Here is a 16,029-nt window from a genome sequence, read left to right on the forward strand (position 1 = left end):
TAGAACCCGCAATGAAATATTTTATCAACTCTAACTGCTTATTTCTCGATAACTTACAATGCTTTATATACATCAATAACTCCTAACAATTTAAATGTTAGGTGTCAGCCCCTAAAAATTTGGTTTCTTGCTTTTAGATCAGCAAGAGTTCAATCACCTATTCAAAATAGAGTAAGATATAAAGCTATCCTTACTGAAATGGATTAAACCAATGTAACAAAAAGATGTACAAAGGATTAATACACAAGAAACCACGATTAGAATAACACAACTCCGCCCTCCCAAATATTAACGTTTTGTTAAGGTTTACCGCTAGAAACAGCGTATACTTTGGCAAATCAGGCGTTACGTTAGGGGTTCATGAGCAAATTACTCAACATTACCCAAGCGCAGCGGGCGGCGGCGAGTCCGCAGCAATCGGTCTGGGTGACGGCCAATGCAGGCACCGGAAAGACCAAGGTACTGACGGACCGCGTGTTACGGCTATTACTGACCGGCACCGTGCCGGAGAAAATCCTCTGCCTCACCTACACGCGCGCGGCGGCGGCGGAAATGCTGACTCGTCTGCAAAAAGAGCTCGCCATTTGGGTGCGCCTGTCTGATAGCGACCTCGACCAAACCCTACAAAACCTCACCGGTCATGCGCCCGATGATGCTACCCGCCAGCGCGCCCGCCGCCTGTTTTTGCAGGTGTTAGAGGCTCCCGAAGGCGTGCGGATCATGACCATTCACTCGCTCTGTCAGTCTTTGCTGAAGCGCTTTTCGCTGGAGGCCGGCGTCTCGCCCTATTTCCGCCTGATGGAGGAATCGCAAACCAGCCTGCTCTTGCGCGAGGCGCGCCATCAGCTTTTTACCGAGCCGCGCTTGCCCAAAGGAATCGCCGACCTCACCCCCCACCTGCAAAAGCTCGCCGCCCGGTTAGGCGAGGATGAGCTAGACGGCTTGCTCGATGAAATTATCAAAAAACGCGGCGTGTTTGAAAGTTGGTTCCGCGATGCGCAAGGCGCCACCACCACACACCAGCAAGTCAAAACCTTCCTCGGCATTACAGACGAAACCCACGACAGCCTACTCAAAGACTATTACGAAACCCTCCCACGTCGATTAGATGAACTCGCCGCTGCCGTACCGATTCTGCGCATGGGCGGCAAAGGCGATAATGAACGCGCCGACACCTTCGATACATGGCTCGTGCATTGGCGAAGCAGCAGCAGTGAAGCACCCGATGACAGCTTATTACAGCAATGGTTCCTCGCCTTCCTCACCGCCACAAATAGCCCGCGCAAATCGCTACTTGCTGTCAAGCAAAGCAAGGCCAACCCGCAGGTGGCGGAGTTTTTACTGGAAGAACAAGCGCGCATCCACACCCTCGCCCAAGCGCTCTTCACGCAGGAAGCGGCCGATTGGTCGCTCGCCATGTTATCACTGGCCGAAGCATTGCTCGCGCTCTACGCCAAGTTAAAGCGTGACCGCGGATTTCTGGATTATGACGATCTAATTAACGATACCTATCAACTGCTCAATCGCGAAGGCATTGCGCCGTGGATTCTGTTCAAACTCGATAGCGGCATCGATCACTTATTGGTCGATGAAGCGCAGGATACCTCGCCCATTCAATGGCAAATTATCAAGCTCTTGGCCGAAGAATTCTTTACCGGCGAATCCTCCCGCGAAGACACACGCACCTTGTTTGTCGTGGGCGATGAGAAACAATCCATCTACCGTTTCCAAGGTGCTGACCCAGAGAAATTCGCGCAGATGAAGCAGCATTTCGCGCAGAAAATCATTAGCTCAGGCGAGAAATGGCAACCGGTTTCGCTCTCGCTTTCCTTCCGCTCCACCCCCGCGGTGCTGAAATTAGTCGATACCGTACTCAGCAACCCCACTGCCGCCGAAGGCGTATTGGAAGAAGGCCATACCAGCCAGCACCAAGCCAGCCGTCAACTGCCCGGACGCGTCGAGCTTTGGCCACTAGCCATTCAGGAAAAAGACGCCCAAGCTCGCACTCCGTGGCAAGTCCCCGATTCCAAAAATGCGCGCGAAAACCCGACCGCTGAAAGCCAATGCGCAGAGACTATCGCCTCCACCCTCGCCAACTGGCTCCAAACAGAACGGCATTTACCCGCGCGAGGCCGCGCCGTGCAAGCCGGTGATATTCTCATTCTGGTACGCCGACGTAGTCCTTTCTACTATCGGTTGATTCGCGCTTTGAAAAAACATCAAGTGCCAGTAGCGGGTGAAGATCGCCTCAAACTGCTCGAACAGCTCGCCGTACAAGATATGCTCGCTTTGGCGGATTTCCTACTGCTGCCACAAGATGATCTATCGCTAGCTTGCGTGCTGAAATCACCGCTCTTTAACGTAAGCGAGGAGGCGCTATTCACGCTGGCTAATCCACGGAAAAGCAGCTTATGGGATGCAGTCCGCACGCATAGACCCGATATCGCCAGCCAACTCTCCGAGTGGTTATCCGCCGTCGATTACCTACGCCCCTACGAGCTGCTAGCGCGCATCTTAGAGGCAGATAGCGGGCGCGAGAAACTCGCCTCACGCCTCGGCACTCAAGTGCATGATCCGCTCGATGAACTACTCAATCTCGCCCGCGATTACGAACGATTACAGCCCCCCTCCTTACAAGGTTTTGTGCAGGAACTTCGCCGCGAGGAGATCACCATTAAGCGTGAAATGGAACAATCCGGCGATGAAGTACGCGTCATGACCGTTCACGGCAGTAAAGGCCTGCAAGCACCTATCGTGATTTTGCCCGATACTGTCGGCAAGCCCAGCGCCATGGAGAAACTCCTCTGGACAGACGATACCGCCCTTTTCGCACCGGATGATGCGGCGCAAAGCCACGCCATCCTCGCCCTCAAAGATCACCGCAAACAGGCCGAACTGCGCGAATATCGTCGCCTACTTTATGTGGCAATGACCCGCGCCGCCGATGAACTCTACGTGACCGGGTGGCTCGGCGCCAATGCCAAAGCCCCCGCCGATGATTGCTGGTACGCCCATATTGCCCAAGCGATGGAACAAATTGGCGTTGAGCAACCCGAAGGGCATTGGGTGCTGACGGACGTCATTGCAAGGAGCGATAGCGACGTGGCAATCCAGAAGATTCCAACATCACTGGATTGCCCCGCTTCGCTCGCAATGACGAATACACTCCCTGCCTGGGTCACGCAGAATATGCCCGATGAGCCACTGCCGCCGCGCCCGCTCACCCCCTCACGCCCGAAACTTGCCGAACCCGCTGCTGATTCACCGCTCATTCGCAAAGAGCGCAGCTCCGCCAAACGCGGAACACTCATTCACCACCTGCTTGAAATTCTGCCCGATATTGCGGCTGAACACCGCCGCACCTCTGCTGAGATCCTGCTAAAACAACATCAAGTTCCTGAAGAACAACGTCATCGCTGGATCGAAGAAGTGCTCGACGTGCTGAATGATGCTCGCTTCACCGCCGTGTTCGGCCAAGGATCGCTCGCCGAAGTGCCTATCACTGCCATGCTGGCTGAGAGCCAAATACTCTCCGGTCAAATTGATCGACTCGTAGTGTTGAAAGATTCCGTGCTGATCGTCGATTACAAAACCAGCCGCAATGTGCCACAAACGCAAGCAGCTATCCCCGAGCAACATCGCCAGCAAATGCAACTTTATGTCGATACAATCCGCCGTGTCTATCCCGACAAGCGCGTAGAAGCAGCGATCCTCTGGACACACACTCCGAAGCTGATGCCCCTTGCAATTACGCCCTGCGCTACCTAGATTAATCTCATAACGAAAAGGAGACTCTAAAATGAGTGCAGAACATATTGACGATGCGGGCTTTGAAGCTCAGGTACTAAATTCAGATAAGCCAGTATTGGTGGATTTCTGGGCAGAATGGTGTGGCCCTTGTAAGCAAGTCGGACCGATTCTTGATGAGCTAGCCGGCGAAGTGGGCGATAAGCTCACCGTTGCGAAAGTCAACATCGATCAAAACCCTGAAACGCCAAGCAAATACGGTGTTCGCGGAATTCCAACAATGATGATTTTCAAAGGCGGCGAAGTAATCGGCACCAAAGTAGGCGCCCTACCAAAATCGAAAATTCAGGAATGGATTGATAGCGTTGTTGCTTAATTTAAGCCTGTCATCCTGAGCGAAGCCGAAGGATCTCATGCTAAATTTACAGATCTTTCGACTCGCTACGCTCACTCAAGATGACCCTTAAAAATAAATTACATATTCTACAAGATCAATTCCAGCTCCGTCCCGTTTTCGCGGCGGAGCTGGAATTTTATGTGCGCAAAACCTTACCAGAAGAAACCATCCTGCAAACGCTGAACGAGATTTGCACCGATTGTTACCCTGCCGAAAAAGAACGCGGTAAAACCCAATATGAAATCGCCACAAAAACCTTCACCGACATCCCCACTTTTATCGAAACGCTAGAAGCCCTACGCCAAACGATTGGCACCGAGTTAGTGAGCGATTTCTCCGCCAAGCCTTACCCGCAAGATTACGGAAGCGCCCTACATTTCCACCTCCATTTAGAGGATCTAAGCGGCATAAACACCTTTACCCGCAACGAATATGATGAGTATAGCGCACCAATGCTGCATACACTCGGCGGATTACTCGCCACAATGCAGCAGCATTTAAGCACCTTCTCTCCCAACGATACCAGTCGATTTGAGACACATGGAAAACACTCTCCCACCCATCTTAGCTGGGGCCCTAATAACCGCTCCGTAGCACTTCGCCTGCCCGATAAACCTCGTGACGATAAACATATTGAGCACCGCCTTTCAGCCGCCGATGCGTATATCGAGCCTTGCGTAAATGCGATCCTAGCGGGCACGCTTTACGGATTACAGAACCAATCCAACCCCGGCCAACCAATCTACGGCAATGCATGGGATACGCAATATAGGCTAGAGCCAATCGTCTAAAATCCTCGTCATGCGACGGGGTGACAATATGTGAGAAGGCGGCTATAACGCCCCTATGAACAATCCTAAACACAATTCATTGCCTGACGAGAACGGCCATTTCGGTATTTTTGGGGGGCGTTATGTTGCTGAAACCTTGATGCCGCTGATTTTAGAAGTGGAGACGGCGTATCGATCGATCCAAAATGATCCAGAGTTTTGGGCGGAGTTTGATAGCCTCGCCGCAGATTATATTGGCCGTCCTTCGCCGCTTTATCATGCGAAGCGATTGTCGGAGCATTTGGGCGGGGCGAAGGTTTACTTTAAGCGTGATGAACTCAACCATACGGGCGCGCATAAAATCAATAACTGTATCGGCCAAGCGCTGATCGCCAAAAAGCTCGGTCGCAAACGCATTATTGCAGAAACGGGCGCCGGCCAACATGGCGTGGCAACGGCGACGGTATGTGCGTTATTCGGTCTCAAATGTGTCGTCTATATGGGCGCCAAAGACATGGAACGCCAAAAGCCCAATGTATTTCGCATGAAGTTGCTGGGCGCAGAGATTGTGCCGGTCACGAATGGTTCAGGCACGCTTAAAGATGCGATGAATGAAGCCCTGCGCGACTGGGTGAGCAATGTGGAGGATAGCTATTACCTGATTGGCACCGCCGCAGGTCCGCATCCGTATCCTGAGATGGTGCGCGAGTTTCAGTCTGTTATCGGACGCGAAACCAAAGAACAGATGATGGCTAAGGAAGGCCGTCTGCCAGATTCGCTGGTGGCGTGCATCGGCGGCGGCAGTAACGCGATTGGCTTATTCCACCCGTTTATTGATGATGAAACTGTCGATATGTACGGCGTTGAAGCGGCCGGAAAAGGCTTAGAGAGTGGCGAACATGCGGCATCCTTAGCCAAAGGAAAAGCAGGCATTCTGCACGGCAATCGCACCTATTTACTGCAAGATGATGATGGCCAAATTCAAGAAGCACATAGTCTTTCGGCAGGCTTGGATTATCCGGGCATTGGTCCTGAACATAGCTATCTGCATGAAATTGGCCGGGTGAATTATGTCAGTGTGACGGATAGTGAGGCACTGGATGCCTTCAAGCTTTGTACGGAGATGGAGGGGATTTTGCCGGCATTAGAGCCAAGCCACGCGCTAGCACATGTGAGTAAAATTGCACCGACACTACCGAAAGATCATCTACTGGTGATGAACCTCTGTGGGCGCGGCGATAAAGATATCTTTACGCTGGCCGAAGCGTTTGGAGTGGAGCTATGAGCAAACGCCTAGAAAATAAATTCGCCGCACTAAAAGCGCAGAATAAAACGGCCTTTATCCCCTTCATTATGGCGGGTGACCCTGATGCCGCTGCAAGTGCGGAATTTCTGGCGAAGCTACCCGCAGCGGGTGCAGATATCATCGAGATTGGCATGCCATTTTCCGACCCTATGGCGGATGGTCCGGTGATTGAAGCGGCAGGAAATCGTGCGCTGAAGGGCGGCATGACGCTCGCTAAAACGCTGGATCAGGTGGCTGAATTCCGCAAAAGCGATGACGAAACACCGATCATCCTGATGGGCTATAGCAATCCGCCTTACATTATGGGTTGGGAGACGTTTTGTGTCGCTGCGAATGAGGCAGGTGTGGATGGATTGATCCTCGTCGATTTGCCGCCGGAAGAAGAGTTGGAAGCCACGCCTTATATGGCAGCCAATGAGATTGATTTGATCCGTTTAGTAACCCCCACATCGGATGCCGCGCGCCGCGAAGTGATTTTACAATCGGCTAGCGGCTTTGTATATTATGTTTCCGTTGCGGGTATTACCGGCGATAAATCAGCCAGCAACACAGCACTCGACAAAGCGATGGGCGCCTTACGGACACAAACGGATTTACCGCTCGCCATTGGCTTTGGTATTAAGACACCGGCGCAAGCAGCACAAACGGCTAGACATGCGGATGCAGTAGTCGTCGGTTCAGCGATTGTGAAAACCTTGCATGAACAAGGTAGTGATGCCGCATGCAAACTCGTGGAAGCATTGGCAGCAGCGACTCATAAGTAATTCCCACTCCCATGTTATGACAAGGTTCTTTCAGTCATCATCACGGGTGGATAGAGTCTTTTATCATGCGACGGGATGACAATTCTTTCTAAATGCTTCAATCAACTCCACATCTTTCACCCCTGGAGCACTCTCTACCCCACTAGAAACATCCACCATTGGTGCACCAGTTTGCGCAATCGCATCGGTGACATTTTCGATATTTAGGCCGCCGGAAAGCATCCAATCACCAGAGATATTCGCATCCGCCAGAAGCGACCAATCGAAGCGCTTGGCATTGCCGCCTGGCAACTCGCCGGCCACGGGTTTTGCATCTAGCAGTAAGATATCCGCATGGACGCGATACTCAGAAATTTTACTTAAATCACCCACTTCCGCAATACCCAGTGCTTTGATAATCTTTACCTTGCGACTGCGAATCTCAGAAAGCCGCGCAGGTGACTCATCGCCATGACATTGCACATAATCGGGACGGTATACGTCCATATATTCATCTAGCAATGCATCACTGGCATTTACCGTTACCAGCACGGTCGGAGTCTCGCCCGCATTCATCGCGAGCTGCGCAAATTGTTGTGCAGTACAGTGACGCGGTGACTTATTATAAAGCACAAAACCGATGAAATCAGCGTGGAATTCTACGCAGGTGGCAACCCCTTCCTGCGTCGTAAGGCCACAAATTTTGACGAGAGGGGAAGCCATTTGCTTCATCCTTCAATCTTACGGATAGGCAAACAAGGAGCGTCCGCCAGATTTCTGGCGAAAGAGGCGTGCCGCGTAAATACCACTTCATTCAACGAATGAAGTGTAAAAAAGCGGACCTTAGTCTTAGTCATCTTGGGTGATTTTGGGTACATCTGTCGGCGCTGTTGTGGTCGCTTTTTGCGCACGTAGGCTGGCAACTTCTTGCTCAAGCGCCTCCACTTTGCTGTGTTCTTTTTTCGCCACACGTTTATGGCGGAAGGTGGAAACACTATTGGAGAATATGCCCCAAATGTAACCCACAGCCAGCGTGACCAGAAAGAATAAATAGGTCGGTAAACTTACTTCAAACGGCAAGGGATAGAGCGAGAGATCAACATCGCCACGGTTGGAAACAGTGAACACAATCACCACCACCAAAATAAGAATGAGAAGGGTTAAACGTACTAAGCGAAAGAGTGACGAAAACACGGCTACTAGCTATTAGTAACGGCGAGGTCTTTAATCTCGTCGCGTAATTCTTTACCCGTACGGAAATAGATAGAGTGGCGCGTTCCGACTTTTACTTCCGCACCATTTTTCGGGTTACGGGCTTTGCGTGGCTCGCGCTTACGTACCGAAAAGGCACCAAAACCGCGGAGTTCCACACGACCATCTTCGCAAAGCGCATCACTGATTTCACCTAAAAAGGTGTTAACAAGTTGTTCGATTTCGCGCTGCATAAGGCGAGGAAAACGTTTAGCGAGGCGTTGAATAAGTTCAGATTTTGTCATTGTGCAACCGACTAGAATTAAAGGTTTATTTAAGAGCCGTAGGGTGCCAGATAGAGACCAACCCGTCAAGTGGAAGTGATGTTAAATTTTCAAAAATCGTACCGGCTGTGGCACCCGTCAGTAAATCTTTGAGAGAAGAATCTTCTTCTGGTACTTCGTAATCACGAATTTCAAGCATTTCATCGACCTTATGCTTGGCTTTCAGCCATTTTAGCAACTCAGCTTCACCGCCAATTTCATCCACCAAGTTAAGCGCGATAGCTTGGCGAGCTGAGACCACTCGGCCATCCGAAATCGTCGCCACTTGTACTTCGTCTAACCCACGACGGGTTTTGACCAATCCGATAAAGTACTGGAAGAAATCATCAATAATGCCTTCTAACATTTTGCGTACTTTCGGCGTCATCTTTTCTGCCGGAGTCGGCGAGGCTTTCAAATCACCTGAACGCACGACGATAGGAGTAATTCCGATCTTTTTCGCAAGCTCAGTCATTTCAGCCGTTTGCATAATGACACCAATAGAGCCAGTAAGCGTTCCTTCGCGCGCAACAATATAGTCCGCGCCGATCGCCGCCATATACCCGCCAGAGGTGGCAAAACTACGCATCGCCGCAGCGACAGGTTTTTTCTTCGCAATCTCACGCAGGCGGAGGTAAATTTCTTCCGAACCAACCGTGGTTCCACCGGGTGAATCCACTCTTACGATAACAGCTTTGATCGTATCATCATTTTCGATTTCCGTTAGCAACTCATCGCGCTTCGTATCGTCAAAAATGATCTCGTCCAGCGTCACACGGGCAATATGATCTTGTGTCAGAGGTAGGCCACTGCCTTTACCAAATTTCTGAAATAACATCAGCGCAGCGAGTACTGCCACCACCAATGCGACCAAACGCCAGCGACGCGCCTGCGCTTTGAGATGAATACGTTCAAGTAAGATATCTGCGTTTAAAGCCATAGTGCCTATTTAGTAGTGAGTAATGCGCCATTAGTAAAAAGAAAAAGGGGATAAATTGAAACAATTCATCCCCTTATTCCTCAAATCGAAATAGTTTGACCTATTTCTTGTCTTTATTCGCTTCGTTCAACGCAGCGCCAAGGATGTCACCAAGACTTGCACCACTTTCAGCCGAACCATATTCTTCGATGGCTTGCTTATGTTGATCCATTTCTAGTGCCTTGATAGAGACATTCACTTTACCCTCTTTCTTGAGGAGTGACGTCACTTTAGCATCGACGCGATCACCGATAGCGAAACGATCTGGACGTTGATCTTGACGATCACGTGATAGATCAGATTTCTTAACGAAAGTCTTGAGACCATCCGTCACTTCAACTTCGATACCACCTGGTTGAACGTCAGTCACAGTACAAGTAACGGTCGCACCTTTACCCAAACCTTCAATCGCTTCAGCCGCTTTATTATCTTCAAGCTGTTTGATACCTAGGCTGATACGTTCTTTCTCAACATCAATGGCCAAGATTCGTGCTTTAACCATATCGCCTTTTTTGTAATCTTTAACGGCTTCTTCGCCTGATTTATCCCAAGAGATATCAGAATAGTGAACCAGACCGTCAATTTCGCCGTCTAAGCCAACGAATAGACCAAAGTCAGTGATGTTACGAACTTCACCTTCAACAATTTTGCCGGCTTCGTTGTTCTTAGCAAAGTTGTTCCAAGGGTTATCTTCAGTTTGCTTAATACCAAGACTGATACGGTGCTTCTCGCGATCGATATCAAGAACTTGTACTTTCACTTCTTGGCTAGCTGACACAATCTTGCTTGGGTGAACGTTCTTCTTCGTCCAGCTCATTTCAGATACGTGTACGAGACCTTCAATGCCTTCACCGAGCTCAACAAACGCACCATAGTCAGTCACGTTACTGATGCGACCTGTGCAGATTTGACCCACTTCAAAGTTGCCAGCAACTTCGTTCCAAGGGTTTTCTTCAAGCTGCTTCATGCCGAGGCTTACGCGCTTCGTTTCAGGATCGTATTTAGTCACGATAACATTGATTGTTTCGCCAACTTTCAACACATCCGTTGGGTGGTTGATACGTTTCCAAGACATGTCAGTTACGTGCAATAGTCCATCAACACCGCCGAGATCAACGAACGCACCATAGTCCGTTACGTTTTTCACAACACCTTCAAGTTTAGAACCTTCTTGGATGTTATCGAGTAGCTCTTGACGTTCTTCGCTGCGAGACTCTTCAAGTAGAGCACGACGTGAAACGATGATGTTACCACGTTTGCGATCCATCTTAAGAAGGAGGAACGGCTGTTCAACATTCATCAATGGAGTGATGTCTTTCGCAGGACGGATATCCACTTGGCTACCCGGTAGGAATGCGACCGCACCGTTTAGATCAACGGTGAAACCACCTTTAACGCGGTTAAAGATCGTACCGTTTACAGGCTCAGATTTCGCACATGCTTTTTCTAAGTCTTCCCATACAGATTCGCGCAGGGCTTTTTCGCGGCTAAGCACGATTTCGCCAGAGCGGTTCTCGTAACGGTCCACATAAACTTCAACTTTATCGCCGGGCTGCATCTCAGCTTCACGGCCGAACTCAGACAAAGGAATAAACCCTTCGGATTTCAGGCCAACATCGACAACAGCGAAGTCTTTAGTTACAGCGATTACGGTACCTTCAACAACGCTACCTTCGGCAACAGCGCTGCCAGCAAGTTCGTTTTCAAAAATATCAGCGAATGATTCAGGAGCCTGATAATCCTCAGGCAGGTCTTGTGCAAATCTTGCAGCTTTTAAAGCAGTCATAATAATTCAATTCTGTTTGTTTTACGCAAGCGTAAAACGGGGTTCGTTAATAAACGCAGCCAGCACCCGCCGACCACAAGGGCGTAAAACATAACGCTAAAGCAATAAAAGGCAAGGGTTTTTGCTTTCTTTGATCACCCCCGCTCGCTCTGCTGGGCTCGACGATAGGCTATTGGCATTCGCCAATACTCAAGGCTGGTTCGCCTACTGGCTCGCTCCTTCGTTAATACTACAAACGAAGTCAGTAGACTTCGTGAGCCATCAGCCCGCGAAGCGGCATTCTATTTGAGCGCCAGTAGGCGCGCAGAGGGAACAATAAAAAAATCAGATGGTCTGTAAGCCGGGTTCTGTACCTGCAAGCAGGCGGTGACCATTCATCTACGATTACGATTACCCGCAATCTTTAGCAACCTACCCGGATGATAGTGTGAAAGACACTATGTACCATCCCTATTTGGTTTTGCTTCCGGTGAGGTTTGCCCTGCCATTCCTGTTACCAGCAACGCGGTGCGCTCTTACCGCACCTTTTCAGCTTTTCCTTAGCAAAGCCAAGGTAGTCTATTTTCTGTGGCACTATCTCTAGGGTCGCCCCCGGCGGGAGTTACCCGCCACCGTCTTCCATGAAGCCCGGACTTTCCTCGCGGTTATAAATAACCCCGCGGCCACCCGACCATCTGATTTAGAGCTCTATTTACGCGCTCTTGAGCAAAGATGCAAGAATTTCAGCGCATTGCTCATCCCACTCGCCGCTGAGCAGCGCTGGGCGGAAATGCCTTTGGAAGGCCGTGATGGTTTTTTCAAGATTTTCTATAGAGTAGCCATATTCCTGCAATTGCCCCATTACGTCATTGCGAGCGTAGCGCGGCAACCCGGTGGTGCTTGCGACATTCTGGATTGCCGCGTCGCCTTCGACTCCTCGCAATGACGGGTATAAGCCCACTCCCTGCGCAGCCAAGCCCCGCCAATCAAATAACTCACCTGGATCTTCTTTACGAATGGGTGCAATATCAGAATGACCGATCACATCTCGTGGTAAAATTTGGTGGCGACTTAAAATTCTCTGACAAAGCTGCGTCACCGCCTCCATCTGCGCTTTTGGAAAAGCGCGGTAACCCCATTCATGCCCCGGATTCACAACCTCAATACCAATGGAGGCACTATTAATATCGGTAATACCGCGCCAATAACCTACCCCACCATGCCATGCACGGCGCGACTCATCGACCATTTGGAAAACACGCCCCTCTTCTTCCACTAAATAATGCGCACTAACCTTTGATTCAACAACGGTCAAACGCTCCAGCGCCTCGGCACCGGTCTTCATGCCCGTGTAATGCAGCAACAACAAACTGACCGGCAATTTGCGCTCGTCATGGTTGGGAGAAGGTGACTGAATAAACTCCATACGCGCAATCTAGCAGATTTTATTGGCTATTATAACAATATTAACTGCCATTTCCGTTGCATTCAGAGTTTGCGCCGATATACTCAGTTACAATAATAACAAAAAAGCTGTCGACGGCGCGGAAAATCCGCTTATTCTACAAAGAACCGCGATGACGAAGAAACTCGACAAGGGGAAACACATGTCGCTCACGATTACTCCAGCTCCACGCAATGAAACGCTAACGCCTACAATCACCGTTATTGGTGTCGGTGGCGCGGGTGGCAATGCCGTTAATAACATGATCACCGCGCAGCTTCAGGGCGTAAATTTCGTGGTCGCTAATGCCGATGCACAAGCACTCGGCAATGCGCAAACCGAAAATGTTATCCAGCTCGGCGCGAATATTACGCAAGGCCTTGGTGCAGGTGCTAATCCCGATGTCGGTAGCGCCGCAGCCGAAGAAGCTGCCGCTGAAATTATGGAATATATTGAAGGCAGCCACATGGTCTTCATCACTGCCGGTATGGGCGGTGGTACAGGTACAGGCGCAGCGCCTGTCATCGCACGCATGGCGAAAGAGCAAGGCATCCTAACCGTGGCTGTCGTGACTAAGCCTTTCCATTTTGAAGGCACGCACCGCATGACCTTGGCCGATAGCGGCCTAGACGAACTGCAAAAATATGTTGATACGATGATCGTGATTCCAAACCAGAACCTCTTCCGTATCGCCAATGAGAAAACCACCTTTGCTGATGCGTTCCGCATGGCAGATGAAGTACTCCATAGCGGCGTACGCGGCGTGACTGACTTGATGATCATGCCGGGTCTTATCAATCTCGATTTTGCTGATATTCGCACCGTAATGCGCGAAATGGGCAAAGCGATGATGGGTACCGGCGAAGCAGAAGGCGAACGTCGTGCGGTTGATGCAGCCGAAGCAGCAATCAGCAATCCATTGCTTGATGATGTCTCTATGAAAGGCGCGCGCGGCGTGTTGATCAACATTACCGGTGGCCATGATATGACCCTCTTTGAAGTGGATGAAGCGGCTAACCGCATCCGCGATGAAGTCGATCCTGATGCTAACATTATCTTCGGTTCGACCTTCCATGATAATATGGAAGGGAAAATGCGTGTCAGCGTTGTTGCCACAGGCATTGAGCCCGTCGGCGGCAAACATAGCCGTCATGGTGGCGGAGCAACGGAAACCCGCACACCACACAGCTTTTCAGTGCGTAACGGCGTCACCACTGCTACGCCTCGTGCAATAGAAACCACCACTGCAAAGCCTATGCCAGCCGCATTTAAACCTATCGCCCGCCCTGTAGCAGAACCCATAGCGGAGTATCACCCTGCTCCTGTCGCGACTCAAGCGCCCCAACCACAGCCCATGATGCGTTCCGTGCCACAGCCAGCTTTACAGCCTGAGCCACAACACGCAATGACACAAGCGGCGCCCGCGCATCTTGACACAGGCCTTCAAGAAGAAGAGCCGCAAGAGCTTTTCCAATTCACGCACGAAGAAGCTGGCGCCCCTAGCGGACCACGTTCGGTTGGCCGTCACGCCCCCACGCGTGCAGAAATTGCTCCACAGCAAGAGCCCATGCCGACAATGCACGAAGAGTCGGCGGCTTATATGCCATCACCTGCCGCACAAACCAATGTAGCGGTCGCTCAAGAGGAAGCATGGGAAGATGATTACGAGGAAGAAGACGGACAGCCGGGCTTATTCAAGCGCGTTGCGTCTCGCCTTTCTTCACGTGAGGAAGAGCGCCCACGCGCTCGCCGTGTTGAAGTCGCTGCCAGCAATCCAGAACCTGAGCAAGAACCTCAACATGACCTAGAGATTCCTGCTTTCTTGCGTCGCCAAGCCAACTAAGACTGTTACATTTCGATATAAAGCGTGAATTTTATGCGTGAAAACGACTGCTATACTCTGCAGTATGAGAAACACTGCATTTCAATCGAATAAACAGCACACGCTAAAGAAAACCGTAACCTGCGAAGGCATCGGCCTGCATAGTGGCGCACCGGTATTACTGACGTTGGAACCTGCAGAACCGTTTACCGGTATTCACTTTATCCGTACGGATTTAGAGACTCCGCTTGAATTTGCCGCAACCGCCACCCTCGTAGGCGAAACAAAACTTGGCACTTCTCTTACCCATCCATCGGGCGAAACGCTTTCGACAGTTGAGCATCTTATGGCCGCTTTTTGGGGTTCAGGTATTGATAACGCAATCGTTTATGTAAATGGCCCAGAAGTGCCGATCATGGATGGTAGCTCAACCCCCTTCCTTGAACTCATCGCGACAGTGGGTGTAAAAAAGCAAAACGCCGAACGCCGTATTTACGAAATTGAATCCCCTATTACGCTTGAACTTGATGGCTCTGAGATTGAAATTTTGCCTTATGACGGCTTTGCCGTTGAAGTGGCAATTGATTTTGATCATGACGCGATTGGCCAACAAGCGCTTCTGGTTGATTTTTCTGAAACCGCTTTCGCAGGCGCGATGAGCGATGCACGTACCTTCGGTTTCTTGAACGAAGTTGAATATCTCAAAACAATCGGTCTCGCACGCGGTGGCTCTTTAGAAAATGCTGTCGTGTTAGATGGCAAGAATGTGATGAACCCAGAAGGCTTACGCTCGGATGATGAGTTCGTTCAGCATAAAGCGCTTGATCTTGTTGGCGACCTGTTCCTTTGTGGCGGACGTATCCGCGGCTTAGTACGTGCGCATAAGCCTGGTCACACAATCAATACGGCAATGGCGCGCAAAATTATTGAACATGCGACGGCAGCAGAAACACAAACTTCCAAGCCACGCTATGAGGCTCCTACACCAGCGATGCCAACCCTTGATGGCACGCTCCCCGCTTTTGCTTAGCTGATCTTTCCTTCTAATACTCTATTTCAACTACTTCTCATCACTAGACGTATTTTGGCGAGTAAAATAGCAACCTAAACATTTTAATTTCTCAATCGGAAGCTATCACCCATAGCTTCATCAAATTTTCATATTGATCCACTATAATTTTATCATGTCAACGATACTCTATACAGGTACAAAGGGCGCTGAGGTTACAAAAGCACAATCTCAATTATGGGATATGCTGCAAGATAATCCGCAGCTCATGGCGCAAGTCAGGGCTAAATTACCTGAGTCGAAACACCATTTTCTACAGAGCAAGAAAGCTTTCGCAGATGGTGATTTTGGTAGTGTGACCGAGGCTGCCGTCAGCACGGTGCAACAATTTTTCCAAAACAAAAGCTTAAAAGTAGGGGCTGACACCTAATAATATTCTTTGAGCAACTTTTTCAGGTCTGCCAGTAAGTCACTTGGTGTGCCCATATTAAACCTCCACTCACATTCTTTCAAGAACAGATTAAAATGCTCTT

The 16,029-nt window shown here is 50.1% G+C and carries 14 protein-coding genes, 1 other RNA gene and 1 pseudogene; 8 read left to right on the top strand and 8 right to left on the bottom strand.

Annotated features, from left to right (window positions below):
• Positions 1 to 360: 360 nt before the first annotated feature.
• The 5 genes from addA to trpA all read left to right on the top strand — a co-directional run bounded on the left by addA (position 361) and on the right by trpA (position 6,984).
• The gene (gene addA / locus P8P30_09720) at positions 361 to 3,768 is read left to right on the top strand and encodes a double-strand break repair helicase AddA (GenBank protein ID MDG1287821.1); all 3,408 of its coding nucleotides are present in this window, start codon (positions 361 to 363) and stop codon (positions 3,766 to 3,768) included.
• A 31-nt stretch (positions 3,769 to 3,799) separates the two neighbouring features.
• Positions 3,800 to 4,123, top strand: a complete 324-nt coding sequence (trxA, locus tag P8P30_09725) for a thioredoxin TrxA (protein ID MDG1287822.1) — start codon at positions 3,800 to 3,802, stop codon at positions 4,121 to 4,123.
• An 80-nt stretch (positions 4,124 to 4,203) separates the two neighbouring features.
• A complete protein-coding gene (locus P8P30_09730) occupies positions 4,204 to 4,935 on the top strand; it encodes a hypothetical protein (GenBank protein ID MDG1287823.1) in 732 nt (243 codons plus the stop codon).
• Between the two features lie 55 nt (positions 4,936 to 4,990).
• Complete coding sequence (gene trpB / locus P8P30_09735) at positions 4,991 to 6,199, top strand: tryptophan synthase subunit beta (protein MDG1287824.1); 1,209 nt, start codon at positions 4,991 to 4,993, stop codon at positions 6,197 to 6,199.
• The gene (trpA, locus tag P8P30_09740) at positions 6,196 to 6,984 is read left to right on the top strand and encodes a tryptophan synthase subunit alpha (protein ID MDG1287825.1); all 789 of its coding nucleotides are present in this window, start codon (positions 6,196 to 6,198) and stop codon (positions 6,982 to 6,984) included. The genes trpB and trpA overlap by 4 nt, the downstream gene beginning before the upstream one ends.
• Positions 6,985 to 7,047: 63 nt before the next feature.
• On the opposite strand, the gene P8P30_09745 is transcribed toward trpA, so the two are convergent.
• From P8P30_09745 to P8P30_09775, 7 genes are all read right to left on the bottom strand, one after another.
• Positions 7,048 to 7,686, bottom strand: coding sequence for a phosphoribosylanthranilate isomerase (locus P8P30_09745; GenBank protein ID MDG1287826.1), 639 nt, complete (start codon positions 7,684 to 7,686; stop codon positions 7,048 to 7,050).
• A 126-nt stretch (positions 7,687 to 7,812) separates the two neighbouring features.
• Positions 7,813 to 8,157 (bottom strand): LapA family protein, encoded by a 345-nt coding sequence (locus tag P8P30_09750; protein ID MDG1287827.1) that lies wholly within the window; start codon positions 8,155 to 8,157, stop codon positions 7,813 to 7,815.
• 5 nt (positions 8,158 to 8,162) lie between these two features.
• Positions 8,163 to 8,459 (bottom strand): integration host factor subunit beta, encoded by a 297-nt coding sequence (locus P8P30_09755; GenBank protein ID MDG1287828.1) that lies wholly within the window; start codon positions 8,457 to 8,459, stop codon positions 8,163 to 8,165.
• Positions 8,460 to 8,484: 25 nt separating this feature from the next.
• Positions 8,485 to 9,417, bottom strand: coding sequence for a signal peptide peptidase SppA (sppA, locus tag P8P30_09760; protein ID MDG1287829.1), 933 nt, complete (start codon positions 9,415 to 9,417; stop codon positions 8,485 to 8,487).
• Positions 9,418 to 9,517: 100 nt separating this feature from the next.
• Positions 9,518 to 11,242, bottom strand: a complete 1,725-nt coding sequence (gene rpsA, locus P8P30_09765) for a 30S ribosomal protein S1 (GenBank protein ID MDG1287830.1) — start codon at positions 11,240 to 11,242, stop codon at positions 9,518 to 9,520.
• Positions 11,243 to 11,562: 320 nt separating this feature from the next.
• Positions 11,563 to 11,920: RNase P RNA component class A (rnpB, locus tag P8P30_09770), an RNA gene on the bottom strand.
• 13 nt (positions 11,921 to 11,933) lie between these two features.
• Positions 11,934 to 12,647 (bottom strand): N-acetylmuramoyl-L-alanine amidase, encoded by a 714-nt coding sequence (locus P8P30_09775; GenBank protein MDG1287831.1) that lies wholly within the window; start codon positions 12,645 to 12,647, stop codon positions 11,934 to 11,936.
• 181 nt (positions 12,648 to 12,828) lie between these two features.
• Here P8P30_09775 and ftsZ point away from each other — a divergent pair.
• The 3 genes and pseudogenes from ftsZ to P8P30_09790 all read left to right on the top strand — a co-directional run bounded on the left by ftsZ (position 12,829) and on the right by P8P30_09790 (position 15,926).
• A pseudogene (gene ftsZ / locus P8P30_09780) lies at positions 12,829 to 13,791 on the top strand (cell division protein FtsZ).
• Between the two features lie 781 nt (positions 13,792 to 14,572).
• Entirely contained in the window at positions 14,573 to 15,517 is a 945-nt protein-coding gene (gene lpxC, locus P8P30_09785; GenBank protein MDG1287832.1) for a UDP-3-O-acyl-N-acetylglucosamine deacetylase, read from the top strand.
• Positions 15,518 to 15,671: 154 nt separating this feature from the next.
• Positions 15,672 to 15,926 (top strand): hypothetical protein, encoded by a 255-nt coding sequence (locus P8P30_09790; GenBank protein MDG1287833.1) that lies wholly within the window; start codon positions 15,672 to 15,674, stop codon positions 15,924 to 15,926.
• Here P8P30_09790 and P8P30_09795 read toward each other — a convergent pair.
• On the bottom strand, positions 15,923 to 16,029 hold a 107-nt coding region (locus P8P30_09795; protein ID MDG1287834.1), incomplete at its 5' end, for an IS1595 family transposase. The two genes, P8P30_09790 and P8P30_09795, sit on opposite strands and share 4 nt — an antisense overlap.

It is taken from the genome of Rickettsiales bacterium, assembly GCA_029252805.1.
Classification (GTDB): Bacteria; Pseudomonadota; Alphaproteobacteria; order Rickettsiales; family JALZUV01; genus JALZUV01.

Excerpts from the sequence above, each read along its gene's own strand:
- P8P30_09775 (MDG1287831.1), bottom strand. The coding sequence starts at position 12,647 with ATGGAGTTTATTCAGTCACCTTCTCCCAACCATGACGAGCGCAAATTG.
- P8P30_09745 (MDG1287826.1), bottom strand. The coding sequence starts at position 7,686 with ATGGCTTCCCCTCTCGTCAAAATTTGTGGCCTTACGACGCAGGAAGGG.
- rpsA (MDG1287830.1), bottom strand. The coding sequence starts at position 11,242 with ATGACTGCTTTAAAAGCTGCAAGATTTGCACAAGACCTGCCTGAGGAT.
- trpB (MDG1287824.1), top strand. The coding sequence starts at position 4,991 with ATGAACAATCCTAAACACAATTCATTGCCTGACGAGAACGGCCATTTC.
- trpA (MDG1287825.1), top strand. The coding sequence starts at position 6,196 with ATGAGCAAACGCCTAGAAAATAAATTCGCCGCACTAAAAGCGCAGAAT.
- P8P30_09730 (MDG1287823.1), top strand. The coding sequence starts at position 4,204 with ATGACCCTTAAAAATAAATTACATATTCTACAAGATCAATTCCAGCTC.
- lpxC (MDG1287832.1), top strand. The coding sequence starts at position 14,573 with ATGAGAAACACTGCATTTCAATCGAATAAACAGCACACGCTAAAGAAA.
- P8P30_09755 (MDG1287828.1), bottom strand. The coding sequence starts at position 8,459 with ATGACAAAATCTGAACTTATTCAACGCCTCGCTAAACGTTTTCCTCGC.
- sppA (MDG1287829.1), bottom strand. The coding sequence starts at position 9,417 with ATGGCTTTAAACGCAGATATCTTACTTGAACGTATTCATCTCAAAGCG.
- trxA (MDG1287822.1), top strand. The coding sequence starts at position 3,800 with ATGAGTGCAGAACATATTGACGATGCGGGCTTTGAAGCTCAGGTACTA.
- addA (MDG1287821.1), top strand. The coding sequence starts at position 361 with ATGAGCAAATTACTCAACATTACCCAAGCGCAGCGGGCGGCGGCGAGT.
- P8P30_09790 (MDG1287833.1), top strand. The coding sequence starts at position 15,672 with ATGTCAACGATACTCTATACAGGTACAAAGGGCGCTGAGGTTACAAAA.